This window comes from Pseudomonas sp. FSL R10-2189, from assembly GCF_009600325.1.
Classification (GTDB): domain Bacteria; phylum Pseudomonadota; class Gammaproteobacteria; order Pseudomonadales; family Pseudomonadaceae; genus Aquipseudomonas; species Aquipseudomonas helleri.
In genome coordinates, this window is sequence record NZ_WIVZ01000023.1 from 69,608 (window position 1) to 86,008 (window position 16,401).

The 16,401-nt window shown below is 61.7% G+C and carries 13 protein-coding genes; 12 read left to right on the forward strand and 1 reads right to left on the reverse strand.

Going from position 1 to position 16,401, the window contains the following annotated elements; all coding sequences use genetic code 11:
* Positions 1-54: 54 nt before the first annotated feature.
* From GHO32_RS17070 to GHO32_RS17110, 9 genes are all read left to right on the forward strand, one after another.
* Positions 55-1,038, forward strand: coding sequence for an OB-fold domain-containing protein (locus GHO32_RS17070; RefSeq protein ID WP_153442929.1), 984 nt, complete (start codon positions 55-57; stop codon positions 1,036-1,038).
* A gap of 8 nt (positions 1,039-1,046) precedes the next feature.
* Positions 1,047-2,180: an acyl-CoA dehydrogenase family protein gene (locus GHO32_RS17075; protein WP_153332504.1), complete on the forward strand. Its 1,134-nt coding sequence runs from the start codon at positions 1,047-1,049 to the stop codon at positions 2,178-2,180.
* Positions 2,152-2,571, forward strand: coding sequence for a MaoC family dehydratase (locus GHO32_RS17080; protein ID WP_153332502.1), 420 nt, complete (start codon positions 2,152-2,154; stop codon positions 2,569-2,571). The genes GHO32_RS17075 and GHO32_RS17080 overlap by 29 nt, the downstream gene beginning before the upstream one ends.
* 17 nt (positions 2,572-2,588) lie before the next feature.
* Entirely contained in the window at positions 2,589-3,767 is a 1,179-nt protein-coding gene (locus tag GHO32_RS17085) for a lipid-transfer protein (protein WP_153332500.1), read from the forward strand.
* A gap of 10 nt (positions 3,768-3,777) precedes the next feature.
* Positions 3,778-4,947, forward strand: coding sequence for an acyl-CoA dehydrogenase family protein (locus GHO32_RS17090; RefSeq protein ID WP_153338001.1), 1,170 nt, complete (start codon positions 3,778-3,780; stop codon positions 4,945-4,947).
* Between the two features lie 66 nt (positions 4,948-5,013).
* A complete protein-coding gene (locus GHO32_RS17095) occupies positions 5,014-6,234 on the forward strand; it encodes an acyl-CoA dehydrogenase family protein (RefSeq protein WP_153332497.1) in 1,221 nt (406 codons plus the stop codon).
* Positions 6,231-7,373 carry an acyl-CoA dehydrogenase family protein gene (locus GHO32_RS17100; RefSeq protein WP_153332495.1) on the forward strand — a complete coding sequence of 381 codons (1,143 nt, stop codon included), beginning with the start codon at positions 6,231-6,233 and terminating at the stop codon, positions 7,371-7,373. Before GHO32_RS17095 ends, GHO32_RS17100 begins: the two co-directional genes overlap by 4 nt.
* A gap of 49 nt (positions 7,374-7,422) precedes the next feature.
* Complete coding sequence (locus GHO32_RS17105; protein WP_153332492.1) at positions 7,423-9,105, forward strand: class I adenylate-forming enzyme family protein; 1,683 nt, start codon at positions 7,423-7,425, stop codon at positions 9,103-9,105.
* Positions 9,106-9,221: 116 nt separating this feature from the next.
* Positions 9,222-10,580, forward strand: coding sequence for a DUF1329 domain-containing protein (locus GHO32_RS17110; RefSeq protein ID WP_256665452.1), 1,359 nt, complete (start codon positions 9,222-9,224; stop codon positions 10,578-10,580).
* Between the two features lie 192 nt (positions 10,581-10,772).
* On the opposite strand, the gene GHO32_RS17115 is transcribed toward GHO32_RS17110, so the two are convergent.
* A complete protein-coding gene (locus tag GHO32_RS17115; protein WP_368668350.1) occupies positions 10,773-12,101 on the reverse strand; it encodes a spinster family MFS transporter in 1,329 nt (442 codons plus the stop codon).
* A 277-nt stretch (positions 12,102-12,378) separates the two neighbouring features.
* On the opposite strand from GHO32_RS17115, the gene GHO32_RS17120 reads away from it, so the two are divergent.
* Genes GHO32_RS17120 through GHO32_RS17130 form a run of 3 tightly spaced genes read left to right on the forward strand, consistent with a single transcriptional unit; the run spans position 12,379 to position 16,392 of the window.
* Positions 12,379-13,464 carry an alkene reductase gene (locus tag GHO32_RS17120; RefSeq protein WP_153332486.1) on the forward strand — a complete coding sequence of 362 codons (1,086 nt, stop codon included), beginning with the start codon at positions 12,379-12,381 and terminating at the stop codon, positions 13,462-13,464.
* Positions 13,461-15,314, forward strand: coding sequence for a long-chain-acyl-CoA synthetase (locus GHO32_RS17125; RefSeq protein ID WP_153332484.1), 1,854 nt, complete (start codon positions 13,461-13,463; stop codon positions 15,312-15,314). The genes GHO32_RS17120 and GHO32_RS17125 overlap by 4 nt, the downstream gene beginning before the upstream one ends.
* Positions 15,307-16,392: an MBL fold metallo-hydrolase gene (locus tag GHO32_RS17130; RefSeq protein ID WP_153332482.1), complete on the forward strand. Its 1,086-nt coding sequence runs from the start codon at positions 15,307-15,309 to the stop codon at positions 16,390-16,392. Before GHO32_RS17125 ends, GHO32_RS17130 begins: the two co-directional genes overlap by 8 nt.
* The last annotated feature ends 9 nt before the right edge of the window (positions 16,393-16,401 follow it).

Genomic DNA, 16,401 nt, shown 5'->3' on the forward strand with positions numbered 1-16,401 from the left:
GATCCATGGCGGTGGCCGCGTCTGGTCGCCGCCTTCACTGTGAAGGAGACGACTTTGGCTGATCCACAATTGCTATCCAATGTGCGTGCCCTGGTGGGGCGCCAGTACGGCCGCGTGTATGCCTGGGATGAGGTGAATGCGCCGATGATTCGCCAGTGGTGCGAAGTCATGGGCGTTGACAACCCGCTCTATACCGACGCGGGTTTTGCTCTGGGCACTCAACATGAAGGGTTGATTGCACCGCCTGCGATGTTGCAGGTGTGGACCATGGAAGGCCTGCACGCTAACAACTACCCGCCGGGCTCCACGGATGAAAACCCTTACGAAGTGCTCAAGGAAATGGAAGCCTACGGGTATGCCTCGACCGTGGCGGTTAACTCCGAATTGAGCTTTCGACGGCCGGTTCGCCTGGGTGAAAAGCTTTACTACACCACCCGGCTGGATTCGATCAGCGACGAAAAAACCACCGCATTGGGTGTCGATTTTTTTGTCACTCTGGTCATGAGCCATTTCGTTGAAGGGCCGGGGGCAAAACATAGCGGCGGCGATGAAGCCGTGGGCGAGCTGTTGTTTCGGGTCTTCAAGTTCCGCCCGGCCAATGTCCAGGCACCGGCCAAGGCCGAGGTTGCACCGCCCGCAATCAAGCGCCCGCTACCCGGCATCAGCGACGATACGCGGTTCTTTTGGGAAGGCTGCGAAAAAGGCCAGTTGCTGATCCAGCGCTGCACTGCCTGCCAGACCTTGCGCCATCCCCCTGCGCCGGTGTGCATCGAGTGCCACAGCTTCGACTGGGACAGCGTGCAGGCCAGCGGTCGCGCCACCCTGTATTCGTTTGTGGTGATGCACTACCCCGAAGTGCCGCCGTTCGATTACCCCAACCCCATCGGTCTGATCGAGCTGGCGGAGGGCGTGCGCCTGATCGCCGGCCTGGTCGGGATTGAACGCGAACAACTGAAAATCGGCCAGCACTTGCAGGTTGAGTTCCAGACGTTTGATGAGCAACTGACCCTGCCGTTGTTCCGGCCGGTAGAGGCATAGGAGCCAGCATGGATTTCGAATTGAGCGAAGAGCAGCGCGCGATTGCGCAAATGGCCGACAGCCTGTTTGTCGACCATTGCCATGACGACTATATGCGCCAGTGGGACAACAGCGGGGAACCGATAATGGCGCCGTTATGGGCGCTGAGCATCGAAACCGGGCTGCACGCACTGGCCATCCCTGAAGAGCACGGTGGCAGCGGCTTGGGCATGACCGAGTTGATGGTGGTGCTGCAGGCCCAGGGCAAGGCGCTGGCTCAGGTGCCTTTATGGCGGCATCAACTGGCCGCCGCGACGCTTGCGCAGTTCGCCGCCAGCCAGTGCGGGGCTTGGGTCGACAAGGCGGCCAGCGGTGAGGCGCTGCTGAGCCTGTCGATAGATGGCTTGAACCACGCGCTGGGGATCGAGTTGCACGGGCAAGCCACTTCCGCAGGCTGGTCAATCAATGGCCGGGTTGCCGCCTTGTCCCTCGGGGCTCAGGCCGACGCGGCCCTGGTGCTGGTCGAGGTCGAAAAGCAGCCGCGCCTGTTGTTGCTCGACCTGTCGGCTGCTGAAATCCAGAAAGTCCCGGCGGTACTGACCCACGGTGAGTCGGTCGCCGACTTGCATATCCACGGCTTGACGGTCGAGGCCGGTGCCCTGTTGCCTGCCGAGGCCGTGGCCTGGTTGGAACTGCGCAGCGTGGCTGCCCTGGCGGCACTGCAACTGGGGGTCAGCGAAGAGCAGATCCGCCGTACCGTGGCCTATGTCAGCGAGCGTCGGCAGTTCGAGCGCAGCATCGGCAGCTTTCAGGCGGTGCAAATGAGCATGGCCGACACACACATCGCCGTTGAAGCCTTGCGCACGGCACTGTGGCAACTGGTGTACCGCATCGATGCCGGGTTGCCGGCCCCTTCTGAAGCACTGGCTACGGCCTGGCTGGCCTGTGAAGCCGGGCACCGTATCGGCCATGTCGCGCAACACGTGCATGGCGGCATCGGTGTCGACCTGACGTACCCGATCCACCGTTTTCTCTATTGGAGCCGCGGCCTCTGCCTGGCCTTTGGCGGCTCGGCGGCCAACCTGGAACGCCTGGGTGACTGGCTCAACGATAACGACAAGCTGGGATGGAAATATGACCTCGAAGAACACCAAGCGCTTTGACGACGTGCGCCCCGGCGAAGCGCTGCCGGAGCTGGCCGTGCCGATCACGGTGACCCTGATCAACGGCGGGGCAATTGCCACCCGTGACTATTTCCCCGGTCACCACGATGCGGAGGCGGCCCGGACCCTGGGCTCGCCCCATGTATTTATGAATATCCTCACCACCAACGGCCTGGTGCAGCGATTCATCGAGCAGTGGGCCGGGCCACTGGCGCAGTTCACCGCGCTGAAAATCAAGCTCGGCGCGCCGAACTACCCCGGCGACTGCATGACCTTCAGCGGCAGCGTCAGCGCTGTTGATGCCCAGACCCGTTCGGTGGAAGTCACCTTGAGCGGCAAAAATTCCATGGGTAACCACGTGACCGGCACGGTCTCGCTGGTTTTGCCCTGACAGCCGGAGAAACGCAGATGATTGATTCATCGATTTCCGGGCGCGCTGCCATCGTCGGCCTCGGCGCGACCGAATTTTCCAAAAACTCCGGACGCACCGAGTTGCGCCTGGCCCTGGAAGCCACCTTGAGCGCGCTCAAGGATGCCGGGATCGATCCTGGCGAGGTTGAAGGGTTTAGCTCCTACTCGGTAGACAAAGTACCGGAATATGAAATTGCCCGGCTGCTGGGCTGCAAAGACGTCAAGTTCTTCTCCCAGGTGCCCCACGGCGGTGGCGCAGCCTGCGGGCCGGTGATGCACGCGGCGATGGCCGTGGCCACTGGCATGGCCAAGGTTGTGGTGGTGTATCGGGCCATGAACGAGCGCTCGTGGTATCGCTTCGGCACGGGCAACTATGGCTTCGCCGCGGCGCCGACTTTCGACAACGTCAACTACGGCTGGTACATGCCCCACGGGTTCCACACCCCGGCCGCCTGGGTCGGGATGTTTGCCCAGCGCTACATGCACACCTACGGCGCGACCAGTGAAGACTTCGGGCGAATTGCTGTGGCTGCGCGGGATTTTGCCGCGAGCAACCCCCAGGCGTTTTTCCATGGCAAGCCGATCACTCTAGAAGAGCACCAGGCTTCGCGCTGGATCTGTGAGCCGCTGCACTTGCTCGATTGCTGCCAGGAGTCCGATGGCGCGGTGGCAATGGTCATCACCTCGGCTGAGCGTGCCCGTGACCTGCGTCAGAAGCCGGTGAGCATCAAGGCCGGCGCCCAGGGCATCAGCCAGGGCCAGCAGAGCATGACCTCGTTTTATCGCGAGGACATTACCGGGCTGCCGGAAATGGGCGTGGTTGCCCGCGAACTGTATCGCCAGTCGGGCCTTGGCCCGGAGTCATTTCAGACCGCCGTGATCTACGACCACTTCACACCGTTTGTTTTGCCACAACTGGAAGAGTTCGGTTTTGCCAAACGCGGTGAAGCCAAGGAGTTCATCCGCGCCGGGCACCATGCCCGTGGCGGCAAACTGCCGATCAACACCCATGGCGGACAATTGGGCGAGGCCTATATCCACGGCATGAACGGTATTGCTGAAGCCGTGCGCCAGGTGCGCGGCACGGCTGCCAACCAGGTGGCGGATGTGCAGAACGTGCTGGTCACCGCCGGTACCGGCGTGCCTACCAGCGGCCTGATTCTCGGCGCAGCCTAAGGAGCAGCCCATGTTTGTTGACCTCACACCCGAACAACACGCCCTGCGCCACAAGGTGCGGGACTATTTCCAGGCCCTGATGACCCCGCACATGCGTGACCAGCTGCGCGGCAAGGAAGGCGGTGAGTTGTACCGCCAGACCATTCGCCAAATGGGCCGCGACGGCTGGCTCGCGGTCGGCTGGCCCAAGGCCCACGGTGGCCAGGGTTACGCCGCAACCGAGCAGTTGATCTTCTTCGAAGAGGCGAATATCGCTGGGGCACCGTTGCCTTTTGTGACGATCAGCACCGTGGGCCCGGCCTTGATGACGCACGGCAGCGAATGGCAAAAAGAACGTTTTCTGCCGGGTATCGCCGCTGGCGAGATCATGTTCGCCATCGGCTATTCCGAACCCGAGGCTGGCAGCGACCTGGCCGTGCTCAAAACTAGCGCCCGCCAGGACGCCGAAGGGTTTGTGGTCAATGGCAACAAACTCTGGACCTCGGGCGCCGAGTCCGCTGATTTTGTCTGGCTGGCGGCGCGTACCGACCCGACGCAGGCCCGGCACAAAGGCATTTCGCTGTTGATTGTCGACACCACGACGCCGGGGTTCTCGCACACGCTGATTCCCACCACCAGCATTCCCACCACCGCGACCTACTACGACAACGTCCGGGTGCCCAACGACATGCTGGTGGGTGAGTTGCACGGTGGCTGGAAGCTGATCACCTCGCAACTGAACCACGAGCGTCTGGGCCTGGGTACCTGGTCGGACAAAGTCGTGGCGCTGTTTCGCAGGGTTTACTTGTGGGCGCGAGCGCGTGATGAACAGGGACATCGGGCGATGGATAAAGCCTGGGTGCGCAGTTCACTGGCCGAATGTTATGCGCGCCTGGAAGCCATGCGCCTGATCAATATGCGCATCGCCGCAGACCTGGAGCGCGACCGCATGGACGTGGCGCTGAGTTCGACCACCAAGGTATTTGGCTCGGAGTCCGCCATCGACATCTTGCGCAAGCTGGCGGCCATCGTTGGCGCGAATGGCTCGATGCGCAGCGGCTCGGCGGCGACGATGCTCCACGGTGAGCTGGAATTCGAGCTGCGGGGTTCGGTGACCCTGACCTTTGGGGGCGGCACCAATGAGATCCAGCGCGAGCTGATCGCCCAGTTTGGCCTCGGCATGCCGCGCACCCAACGCTGACGTTCGTCCATTCAAAACAAAAAAACCGTACCCGCCCCTTACCGGGGCGGGTCGAAGGGGACATTCATGAGCACTATCGAGCAATTTCGGGCGCAGACCCGTGCCTGGCTGGAAGCCAACTGCCCGCCGTCGATGCGTACAGGCATGGCAGAAGGCGATGTGGTGTGGGGCAGCCAGCACCCGCAGTTTCCCTGTGAAGACGCACGCTTGTGGTTCGAACGCATGCGCGACAAGCGCTGGTTCTGCCCCGAGTGGCCCGAGGAATATGGCGGTGCCGGGTTAAGTGATGAGCAAGTGGCCGTGCTCGAAAGCGAGATGCGCCGACTCAAATGCCGGCCGCCGCAGATCAACCTGGGCATCTGGATGCTCGGCCCGGTGTTGTTGGCCTACGGCAGTGAGCAACAGAAACGTGACCTGCTGCCGCCCATTGCCCGTGGAGAAGTGCGCTGGTGTCAGGGCTTTTCCGAGCCGAACGCCGGTTCTGACCTGGCCAACCTGAAAATGGCCGCGCGTGATGCCGGTGATCATTTTGTCGTCGACGGCAGCAAAATCTGGACCTCCTACGGTGACAAATCCGACTGGATGTATGCCTTGGTGCGCACTGATTTCAGTGCGCCCAAGCATGAAGGCATCAGCCTGATTGTGCTGGACATGCGCAGCCCTGGCGTCAAGCCGCAACCGATCGATTTGATCAGCGGCAAATCGGCGTTCTGCCAAGTGTTCTTCGATGCCGTGAAAGTGCCCAAGAGTCAGTTGATCGGGCCGTTGAACGGTGGCTGGAGCCTGGCCAAATACCTGTTGCAGCACGAGCGCAAGGCGATGTCGAAATTCGGCGAATTCAGCCTGCCATCCCACGTCGACCTGCTGGCCTTGCTGCGCGAGTACGTACCGGCGCCGCACAGCCAGAGCGAGCATGCCTTGCACGCACGGGCCAGCGCCTGTGCGATGAACGAGCACGCCTACAACCTGACCGTGCAGCGTATGGGCGAGGAGGCGCGGGCGGGCGAAGACATTAGTGGCCTGATGTCGATTATGAAGCTCGTCCACACCGAGCAGGAGCGCGACAAGTTTGAAGTGCTGCTCGACGCCATGGGCGGGCATGCCCTTGGATGGGAAAACAGCTGTTATAGCGAACAGCAACTGGCGGTCACCCGTTCGTGGTTGAACAGCTACGCCTTGACCATCTCCGGCGGCGCTTCGGAGATCCAGTTGAATGTCATTGCCAAACGCGTGCTGGGCTTGCCCGACGCTAAAAAACCCGACGCCAGACAAGGAGCCACGCAATGAGCCTGCGTTACAGCGATGAACAGCGGTTGCTGGCCGACAGTGCCCGGGATTTTCTGGCTGACTGCAGCCCCGTCAGCGCCCAGCGGCGTCTGCGCGATGAAGCGGCGCCCCAGGGCTTTTCAGCTCAGCTGTGGAGCGACGCGGTGGCATTGGGCTGGAGCGCGGTGCCATTCCCCGAAGCGTTTGGCGGCCTTGAGTTTGGTTGCAAGGGGCTGGGCCCACTCTTCGAAGCCATGGGCCGCAACCTGTCAGCCATGCCGCTGTTGTCCAGCGTGGTACTGGCCGGTTCGCTGGTGCATCTGGCCGGTAACACGGCGCAACAAACACGCTGGTTACACGCGCTGATTGGCGGCGAACAGCGCCTGGCCCTGGCGCTGGAGGAACACTCGCGCCACGAACCGCAGCGTATCGCCCTGCAAGCGTTGCCAAACGAGCAGGGTTATTGCTTGCACGGCGAGAAGTTCTGGGTGGTGGATGGCTTGGAGGCAGACGCCTATGTGGTGGCTGCGCGTACCGCCGGGCAGCCGGGCGATTGCTCGGGCATCAGCCTGTTTCTGGTGCCGGCCGATGCGCCGGGGCTGACCGTCAGTGCCTTGCCGATGATCGATTCACGCAATAGCGCACGCCTGCAAATGGACCAGGTACAGGTCAGCCATGGGGCGCTGTTGGGGAAGGTGGGCGAGGGCTGGCACGCCCTTGACAGCGCACTCGATCGTGGTCGCGTGTGCCTGGCCGCAGAATTGCTGGGAATGGCCGGGCAATTGTTCGACACCACCCTGGAATACCTTAAGACCCGTGTGCAATTCGACACCCGGATTGGCACTTTTCAAGTCCTGCAACACCGCGCCGCCCAGATGTACATCGACCTGGCACTGAGCCGCAGCGCCTTGATGGCCGCGCTGGCGAGCCTGGATGACGACAGCCTGGATGCGCGCACCCGCGCCCGGTTGGTGAGCCTGGCGAAATGGAAGGCCGGTGACACCGCCATCAAGGTTGCCAACGAAGCCGTGCAGATGCACGGCGGCATTGGCGTCACCGATGAGCTGGACGTCGGCCTGTACCTCAAGCGCGTCCGCGTCGCCCAAAGCTGTCTCGGTGATCGTGACTTCCATTGCCAACGCTACGCAAGCAACACCTAGCCGCGAACGGGGCCACCGCAGTGGGACATACGTTTTGGAGAATACATCGATGAGCATAGAACGCTGGCAAACCGCGTGGCGGCAATTGATCGCCCCCGGTGCGCCGTTTGAAGTAGTGACCCCGGATGACGGCGCGCCACGCTATTTTCGCCATGCACCGCGCACTCTGTTGCAGGTGATCGACGCCGGGCGGGTCCATGGCGACCGTGAATTCCTGATCTGGCAAACACAACGCCTGACGTTCAACCAATTCTTTGCCCAGGTTGATCGCCTGGCAGAACAAATGGTGGCGCAGTTTGACCTGCAACCCGGTGAACGCGTGGCAATCGCCATGCGCAACCAGCCCGCCTGGCTGGTGGCCTTTGCCGCAATCCAGCAGTGCGGCGGTGTGTGTGTGCCGCTCAACAGTTGGGGCCTGCGCGACGAGTTGCAACATGGGTTACAGGATAGCGGTTCACGTGTGCTGCTGTGTGACGAAGCGCGCTTCAAGACCTTGGCTGGAGACCTGCGCCGTGAACAACGGGCGACCATCGTCGTCGGCGCCCGTGAGGGCGTATTGCCGGAATACTGTCTGCGCTTCGAAGACTTGATCAGCGCCCCGGCTGCGCCATTTCCGGCCCGATCCATCGAGCCTGAGCAAGCGGCCCTGATTCTTTACACCTCCGGCACCACCAGCCGGGCCAAGGGTGTGGAGTCCAGCCATCGGGCCATATGCCAGGCACTTTTTGCCCTGGATTTCCAGGGCGCGTTCTGCGCCATGAGTTCGCCTGAACGCATCGGTGTGGTGATCAACAGCGGTTACTTGCCGACGATTCTCGCTGCGGTGCCGATGTTTCACGTCAGCGGCCTGCATGCGCAGTTTCTCTCGGCGTTGCGCGGCGGACGCAGGCTCCTGCTGATGTACAAATGGGATGTGGAACACGCGCTGGACTTGATTCGCGACGAGCGCTGTACGCAGTTCAACGGAGCGCCGGTGATGATGCAGCAGTTGTTGGCGTCTCCGCGCTTTGCCAGTGAACACACTGCCAGCCTGTTCGGGCTGGGCCTGGGCGGCGGGGCTTCGTCCGCCGGGGTGCTGGACAACATGCTCAGGCTCAAGCCCGAGGTTATCGGCGGCGCCGGTTATGGCCTGACCGAAAGCAACGGTATCGGCGCGGCGATTGGCGGTGATCCGTTTGTGTACAAGCCCGCATCGGCCGGTTGGGCCTTGCCCATCGTGGACATTCGTATTGGCGACGACCCGCACCAACCGCAATCGGCGGGCGCACGCGGGCTGATCTGGCTGCGCTCACCGACGCTGATGAGCGCTTACTGGAACCTGCCCGAGGCGACCTCCCACTGCCTGCGCGACGGTTGGCTCGACACCGGGGATATCGGCTATCTCGACGATGAAGGTTTTTTGACTATCACCGGCCGGGTCAAGGAATTGATCAACCGTGGCGGCGAGAAGATCTCAGCGGCGGAAATCGAAACCTGCATCCTCGATATGCCCGGCGTTCTTGAGGCGGCGGCGTTTGCCATTGCCGACCCGCTGCTGGGCGAAGTGGTGGGGCTGGCCGTGCATGGTCAGGCCTCGTCTCTGCCCCAGGGGCCGCAGGTGTGCGCGTTCATCGCCGAGCGCCTGGCGGCTTACAAGGTGCCAGCCCGGGTGTATCGCCTGCTTGAGCCGTTGCCGCGCAATGCCACCGGCAAGGTGCTCAAGGCGCACATGCAAGAAAACCTCGATGCATAACCCGTGTTTAGTCTTTCCGGACGATGTTGCGGCCGGCAGAACACTAACAATGGGGCCATACCCAAAAGCCTTATCAGCGAAGGAGGCACTACATGACAATAACAAGAACAGGTCTCATGCTTGCGGTCGCAGTCACAGCCCAGTGCGGGTTGTCGACGTATGCCAGCGCCGAGGTCTCAGCCCAGGAAGCCGCCAAACTGGGCAAGGAACTGACCTGCGTCGGCGCCGAACAGGCCGGTAACGCCGAAGGCACCATCCCGCCGTACACCGGCAAGTACCTGGGAGAGGTGCCGGGCTGGCAGCATGTGAAATTCTCGGGCGACCATCCGGTTGACCCTTATGCCGCCGAAAAACCGATTGCGGTCATCACCGCGCAGAACATGAGCCAGTACGAAGCGCATTTGACCGAAGGTCAAAAGGCGCTGCTGAAGAAGTACCCCACCACTTACAAAATGAACATTTACCCCGGCCATCGGGATTTCCGTTACCCCGATTACGTGTGCCGACGCGCGATGGACAACGCCTTGCACGCCAAGCTGGTCAATGACGGCGCAGGCTTCACCGGGTTGGGCCAGGTGCCGTTCCCGATTCCCAAGAACGGCATGGAACTGCTGTGGAACCACCAACTGCCAGCACGGGCCTGGACTGAAGAAAAAACCAGCGATCTGGCCTCAGTCCTGCCCAACGGCAGCATCGGCTGGGGCCGTGCTCTGGCGCGTAACCTGGCACCTGCAAACTCGCCAGTGGTCGACCCCAGCACAGACGGCAAAATCCAGTCGCTCAGTAACAACATGACCCTCAAACCTGCGCGTGACAACGGCACCCTGAACATTGCCCACGAGCCCTACAACTTTGCCACCGACGCGCGTCAGGCCTGGACCTACAGCCCCTCGACCCGACGCGTGAGGCAATTGCCGGGTTACGGCTACGACCAGCCGATGATTGGCACCAACGGCACCATGACCGTCGACGAAGATCGCTTGTACAACGGTTCCCCGGAACGCTACACGTGGAAACTCATCGGCAAACGTGAAATCTACACCCCGGCCAACGCCTTCAAAGCCAACGCCGGCACCCTTAAATATGCCGACATCCTCACGCCCAACCACCCAAATCCTGACGTCATGCGTTATGAACTGCGGCGCGTCTGGGTCCTGCAAGCTGACTTGAAAGAAGGTTTTCGTCACGTGTATGGCAAGCGCGTGCTGTTTATTGACGAAGACACCTGGAACTCGGTTCTGGCCGACAACTACGATGCCCGTGGGCAGCTGTGGAAACACGCCATGGTCAATTACTACTACCACCCTGACATGAGTGGCTGGCAGGCCGGTTCGCAGTTTTTCATGGACCTTAACTCCGGTCAGTACACCGGCTACGGCATGACCAACGAATCGAAAAAAGGTCCGATTCTCAATGAAGGTAAATACACCCCTGACCAGTACACCGCCGATGCGGCACGCGCTTCCGGTCGCTAAAACCAGGTCCTGAAGCAAAAGCCCCGGCAACCGCCGGGGCTTTTTTTGGTCCGGCCAATGGGTTCGCGCTGCCTTCATGGTGCAGGTAAGTCAGAGCTCACAAGGGAAGGGGGCAACGTCACCTGAGGTGCTGGCATGAAAAAGCCGCTGCAACCTGTGAGGTTGCAGCGGCTTGGTGGGGCGCGAAGCGGATCAGGCAGTGACAGCCCGCAGGGGTTTGGCCAGGCGGGCAGAGTGTTGCATGTGTTGACGGTAGCGCGGCAATGCCAGGACCAGGAAGACGCTGGCCAACACCAGCATCGACACTGAGCAGGCCAGCGCATAACGCAAGGATTCATTGCCCAGGCTCGGCACAAAAAAGTCACTGAGCATGCCGACAAACAAGGGCCCGACGCCGACGCCAAGCAGGGTCATGGCCATCACAAAAATCGCAGTCGCCTGCGCCAGTCGGGTTGCCGGGAACAAATGGGTGATGGCGCTCAGGCAGGGAGTCGCCCACCACACGCCAAAAAACGCGAAGACACTGTAGAACAAAAAGGCCTGTGGCACTGCCGTACTACCAACGTAAAACGCTGTGCCTTGCGGCCACAGAAAGTAGGCGAGGACGAAGGGAATGCTGATCAGCGTACCCAGCAGCGGTACGCCTATTTGCCAGCCCGCATCACGCCGCGCCAGGCGATCGGTGAGCACGCCGCAGACCAGTGTGCCAATGGTTGCGCCGCCACCGCCGACTACGCCCACCAGAAACCCGGCCTGTTGCATGTTGAGGCCGTGGGAGCGGATCAGAAAACTCGGGCTCCAGGTACCGACGGCATAACCGGCAATGGCCGCTGCGCCGCCGGTAAGGACCAGCCAGAGGAACGACGGCATGCGAAACAGCTCGACGAGGGTCTGCATCCAGCCTTCCGTTTGCAGCGCCGTACTGCTTGACGGCACAACTCGCTTGGGGGTACGCACCGTCAACAGCAGCACCAGGCCGAGCAAGATTCCGGGCGCGCCAATCAAGATAAAGGCGTACCGCCAGCCGTGGTGCTGGGCGACCCAGCCGCCCAGGCCCAGACCGACAATGGCGCCCAGGCTTGAACCCAGCATCAGGCAGGCCAGCGCCGTGGAGCGACGCTCGGGCGGGTATAAATCCGACACCATGGCCACTGAGGGCGCTGTACCGCCGGCTTCACCCACCGCCACGCCAATGCGTGCGAGCACCAACGTCAGGAAGTTGCCGGCCATGCCGCAAAGCATGGTCATCAAGCTCCAGGCCATGCAGCTGAAGGCGATCACCGGCTTGCGCCCGACACGGTCGGAGAGGCGCCCCAAGGGGAAACCGAACACGGTGTAAAACACCGCGAAGGTCACCCCTGACAACAGGCCGATCTGGGTATCCGAAATGCCGAATTCGAGCTTCACCGGCTCAATCAGAATCGCCATCAGTTGGCGGTCGATGTAGTTGAAGACATAAATTGTGGCGAGCACAAACAGTGCGTAGTGCGTTCGCCAGGTCACGGGGGGGGAATGGTTCACTGCGGGTGCTCCCGGTTTTATTAGGGTGTGCGTGATGCTCAGTCTGTCACGGGATTTTCTCATCGTCTGTTCAGACCATGTTCTTGCCATCTTTGGTCGAGTGCAGTCCCGTTTGGTCGGTCAGACCGCACAGATCTCCCACCTAGTCTTGTCGGACGATGTTTGTCTGGCGTTGACGATTAATCATTCAGCTCATAGTCGCTGGCAGGTCAGCGCTTGCCCACGCGGTGGCAAGCCTGCGGGCAGCCTGAAAACAATAAGAAGCTGAGGAATTGAAATGAGCGTCTTGTTCGAGCCGGTCACCCTGGGCGAGCTGAAGCTGGCCAACCGAATTGTCATGGCGCCGATGACACGCAGTCGAGCCCTGGCAGATGCGATCCCTGGCAGCGAGATGGTCGAGTATTACCGTCAGCGCGCCGGTGCCGGGTTGATCATCGCCGAAGGCACTGCACCTTCTGCCAGCGGCCTGGGCTATTGCCGGACGCCCGCGATCTACAGTGCCGAACAGATGGCCGGTTGGCAGCGGGTCACCGAGGCCGTGCATGCCGAAGGCGGACGCATTGTGCTGCAACTGATGCACGTAGGCCGCGCGGCCAGCCAGCACAATAAACCGGCAGGCGCACCTACGGTGGCGCCTTCGGCACTGCGCGCAAACACTCAGGTGTTCAGCGACAGCCACGGGTTGGTAGACACCGACATGCCTCAAGCGCTGACCGCTCAGGGCATTCAAGAGGTCATCGAGCACTACCGCCAGGCCGCCTTGAATGCGCGTCAGGCTGGCTTTGACGGTGTTGAGCTGCACTGCACCAGCGGTTATCTGCCGATGCAGTTCATGGCCTCCGGCAGTAACCTGCGCAACGATGCCTACGGCGGGGACGCTGCGGGCCGTGTGCGATTTGCAAAGGAAGTGATCGAGGCCATGGCCGGGGCCATTGGAGCGGGCCGTGTCGGTTTTCGCCTGTGCCCCGGCAACCCGTACAACGACATTGACGATCTGGAGCCTGCACACACCGCTGCGGCCTTGTGTGCTGCGGTCGCGCCGCTGCCGCTGGCTTACCTGCATATCATGCGTTCGCCGCTGCAAGGGCTGGATGCCTTTGAACTGGCGCGTCAGCACAGCCCTCATGCACTGATTCTCAATGACAGTTTCGACGGCCCCTCGGCCAATGCCGCTCTCGCGTCGGGCGAGGGGGCTGCCGTGTCGTTTGGCCGTCACTTTATTGCCAACCCGGACCTTGTTGAACGCCTCCGGCACGGCCGGGCGCTGAGTCGTTTTGATCGCAAGACGCTGTATACACCAGGCAAGGCGGGCTATTCGGATTACCCCACCTGGCATGCGGTTGCGCAGGAGGTGGCGCAATGAGCCTGAATACCCTGTCCGGTGTGTTGCCCGCTCGCCCGGTACCACGGGAGCAGACTCAGGCGCTGCTGGATATGCGTTCTGCCGCTGCCGGGTTGATCAAGCCCTGTGACCTTTACACTCTGGCCGACCGCCTTGAAGAGCAGGCGCAAGCGCAGGGCGAGCGACCGTTCCTGATCTACCGCGAGCAGCGCCTGAGTTATCGCGAAGTCGACGCACGGGCCAATCAGATGGCCCATACGTTCTACGCCAATGGTCTGCGCGCTGGCGACGTGTGCGCGTTGATCATGGAGAATCGCCCGGCGTTTTTCTGCACCTGGTTTGGCCTGGTCAAACTCGGTGTGGTGGTGGCCTTTGTCAACACCCAGGTCAGCGGCAAACCGCTGCTGCATGCGCTGCAGACCACCGAGGCCAAGGCTCTGGTGGTTGGCGAAGAATGCCTGGCCAATGTGCAGGCCACCGAGGGTTTGCCGGACATGCCCTGCTGGTTGATCCACGACCCTGAAACCCCTTGGTCCGGACCGCTGCTCAAAGGAATAGACGGGCATTTTGATGCGCGCATCGAGAACGCCCCGCGCACACTGTTCCCGCGCGATATTCGCGCGCACATCGATGCGCAGACGCCGACCCTGTTGATTTTCACCTCGGGCACCACCGGTTTGCCCAAGGCGGCGCGCTACAGCCATATGCGCTGGTTGTCATCGGGTGACGTGATGGAAGTCACCCTGCAGGCAACCCGTGACGACGTGTTTTATTGCTGTTTGCCGCTGTACCACGGTGCTGCCGCCACTTCGGTGACGTCAACCGCGCTGCGCGCCGGTGCTGCCATTGTGATCCGGCGCAAGTTCAGCGTGCGTGAGTTCTGGAGCGATGTAGCGAACCATCACATCAGCATCTTTCAATACATCGGGGAAATCTGCCGTTACCTGCTTAACCAGCCTGTGCGCGAAGGCGAACGCCAGCACAGTTTGCGCTGCATGCTCGGCGCCGGGCTGTCGCCCGATTCCTGGCAGCGCTGGCTGGAGCGATTTGGCCCGATCCAGGTGTTCGAAGGCTGGGGAGCCACTGAAGCCAACGCCGCGATCATCAACGTTGATAACTATTTTGGGTCCTGCGGCCGTGTGCCGGACTGGAACAAAACCAATGTGCGGCTGGTGCGTTACGACATTGAAAACGACTGCCACCCGCGCGACGAAAACGGCTTTTACCAGGTCTGTGAGGTAGGTGAAGCCGGTGAAGCCATGGGCTTTATCGTCGATCACCCCGAGATCGGTGGCGGGCGCTTCGAGGGCTATACTTCGGCTGAGGCGACCGAGAGCAAAATCCGCCGCAATGTGTTCCGCGAAGGGGACGCTTACTGGAGTTCCGGTGATTTGTTGCGCCAGGACGCTGACGGCTACTGCTACTTCGTCGACCGCATTGGCGACACCTATCGCTGGAAAAGCGAGAACGTGTCAACCGCCGAAGTGTCCGACGCCCTGGGCGACCTTGCCGGCCTTGAGCTGATTAATGTTTACGGCGTGCAGGTGCCGGGCCACGAGGGCCGGGCAGGGATGGTGGCGGTGCTGATGCAGCCAGGTTGCGACTTTGACCCGCAAGCGCTGTATCACCTGACCGAGGCCCGTTTACCCCGTTATGCGGCCCCGGTGTTTGTCCGTGTCACCCGGTCAGCCGATTTGACTGCGAGTTTCAAGCTGCGCAAGGTTGACCTGCAACGTCAGGGGTATTGCCCGGCACGTTGCAACGACCCGCTGTATATCCGCGACGAATCGGCTGGCACGTATGTGCCGTATTCGCTGCACGCCCTGGAACGGGCAGGGCTTGCGGCATTCACGGTGGCCGACCATGGCTGATCTGGATCACAACGGTCATGAACTGCGCGCCGGGCTGCGTTATCCCTGGCCGCAGGCACCCGAGTCCGGGCAGGTTCGCGAAGTAGCGACGGGGGTCTTGTGGCTGCGCATGCCTCTGCCGTTTCGCCTCGATCACATCAACCTGTATCTGCTGCGCCATACCCACGGTTGGGTCGTGGTCGACACCGGCATGAACACCGAACAAACCCGCGAGGTCTGGGACCGGGTGCTGGAGGAGGTGTGCGCGGGCCTGCCGGTGCTTGCAGTGGTTTGCACTCACTTTCACTCCGACCATGCCGGGGTTGGCGCATGGCTCAGCGAGCGTTTCCAGTGCCCGGTGTACATGACGGCCAGCGAGTTCCAGGCGTTGCACGTCAGATTCCCGGCGGATCAACCGCCAGGGTGGGACTTTCTCGATTTCTACCGCAAGGCCGGTGTGAGCGACGAGCACAGCGCCGAGTTGTTTACGGTGATGAGCAACGCGCACTTTCTGCCCGTGCCGTTGAACCATTTTCGGCGCCTGCGCGAAGGCAGCCGCCTGGAGATAGGCGGTCGCACCTGGCAGGTCGTAACAGGCAAAGGCCACTCGCCAGAGCACGCCTGCCTGTATGCCGCTGATGACGGCTTGCTGATTTCCGGTGACCAGGTGCTGCCGCGCATCACCTCGACGGTCGGCGTGCATGCCACCGAACCGCTGGCCAACCCGCTGCTTGACTGGCTCGACTCGATCACCCATCTGCGCAGTCTGCCGGACACGGTGCTGGTACTGCCTGCCCACGAGCGGCCGTTTTTCAATTTGCATCACCGCCTGGATCAACTCGACGCCCATCACCAAGGGCAACTGGCTTTGATGCTGGCCAACTGTGACGAGCCGCGCACCGCGCTCGAATTGATGTCTGCGTTGTTTCCCAGGCTGTCGGGGCGTTTCGACGAACTGATGGCGCTTGGCGAGACCTTGGCCCATGCCAATTACCTGGTGGCCAATGGATCGCTGGAACGGGATGAGGACCGGGGGCGCTATCGCTACCGGTGCGCGGTAAAGAGCGCGTGCCCGGCAACTTCACTCAAGGTGTTTTGAGCGAACGGC

Excerpts from the sequence above, each read along its gene's own strand:
- GHO32_RS17075 (WP_153332504.1), top strand. The coding sequence starts at position 1,047 with ATGGATTTCGAATTGAGCGAAGAGCAGCGCGCGATTGCGCAAATGGCC.
- GHO32_RS17080 (WP_153332502.1), top strand. The coding sequence starts at position 2,152 with ATGACCTCGAAGAACACCAAGCGCTTTGACGACGTGCGCCCCGGCGAA.
- GHO32_RS17085 (WP_153332500.1), top strand. The coding sequence starts at position 2,589 with ATGATTGATTCATCGATTTCCGGGCGCGCTGCCATCGTCGGCCTCGGC.
- GHO32_RS17090 (WP_153338001.1), top strand. The coding sequence starts at position 3,778 with ATGTTTGTTGACCTCACACCCGAACAACACGCCCTGCGCCACAAGGTG.
- GHO32_RS17095 (WP_153332497.1), top strand. The coding sequence starts at position 5,014 with ATGAGCACTATCGAGCAATTTCGGGCGCAGACCCGTGCCTGGCTGGAA.
- GHO32_RS17100 (WP_153332495.1), top strand. The coding sequence starts at position 6,231 with ATGAGCCTGCGTTACAGCGATGAACAGCGGTTGCTGGCCGACAGTGCC.
- GHO32_RS17105 (WP_153332492.1), top strand. The coding sequence starts at position 7,423 with ATGAGCATAGAACGCTGGCAAACCGCGTGGCGGCAATTGATCGCCCCC.
- GHO32_RS17110 (WP_256665452.1), top strand. The coding sequence starts at position 9,222 with ATGCTTGCGGTCGCAGTCACAGCCCAGTGCGGGTTGTCGACGTATGCC.
- GHO32_RS17120 (WP_153332486.1), top strand. The coding sequence starts at position 12,379 with ATGAGCGTCTTGTTCGAGCCGGTCACCCTGGGCGAGCTGAAGCTGGCC.
- GHO32_RS17125 (WP_153332484.1), top strand. The coding sequence starts at position 13,461 with ATGAGCCTGAATACCCTGTCCGGTGTGTTGCCCGCTCGCCCGGTACCA.
- GHO32_RS17130 (WP_153332482.1), top strand. The coding sequence starts at position 15,307 with ATGGCTGATCTGGATCACAACGGTCATGAACTGCGCGCCGGGCTGCGT.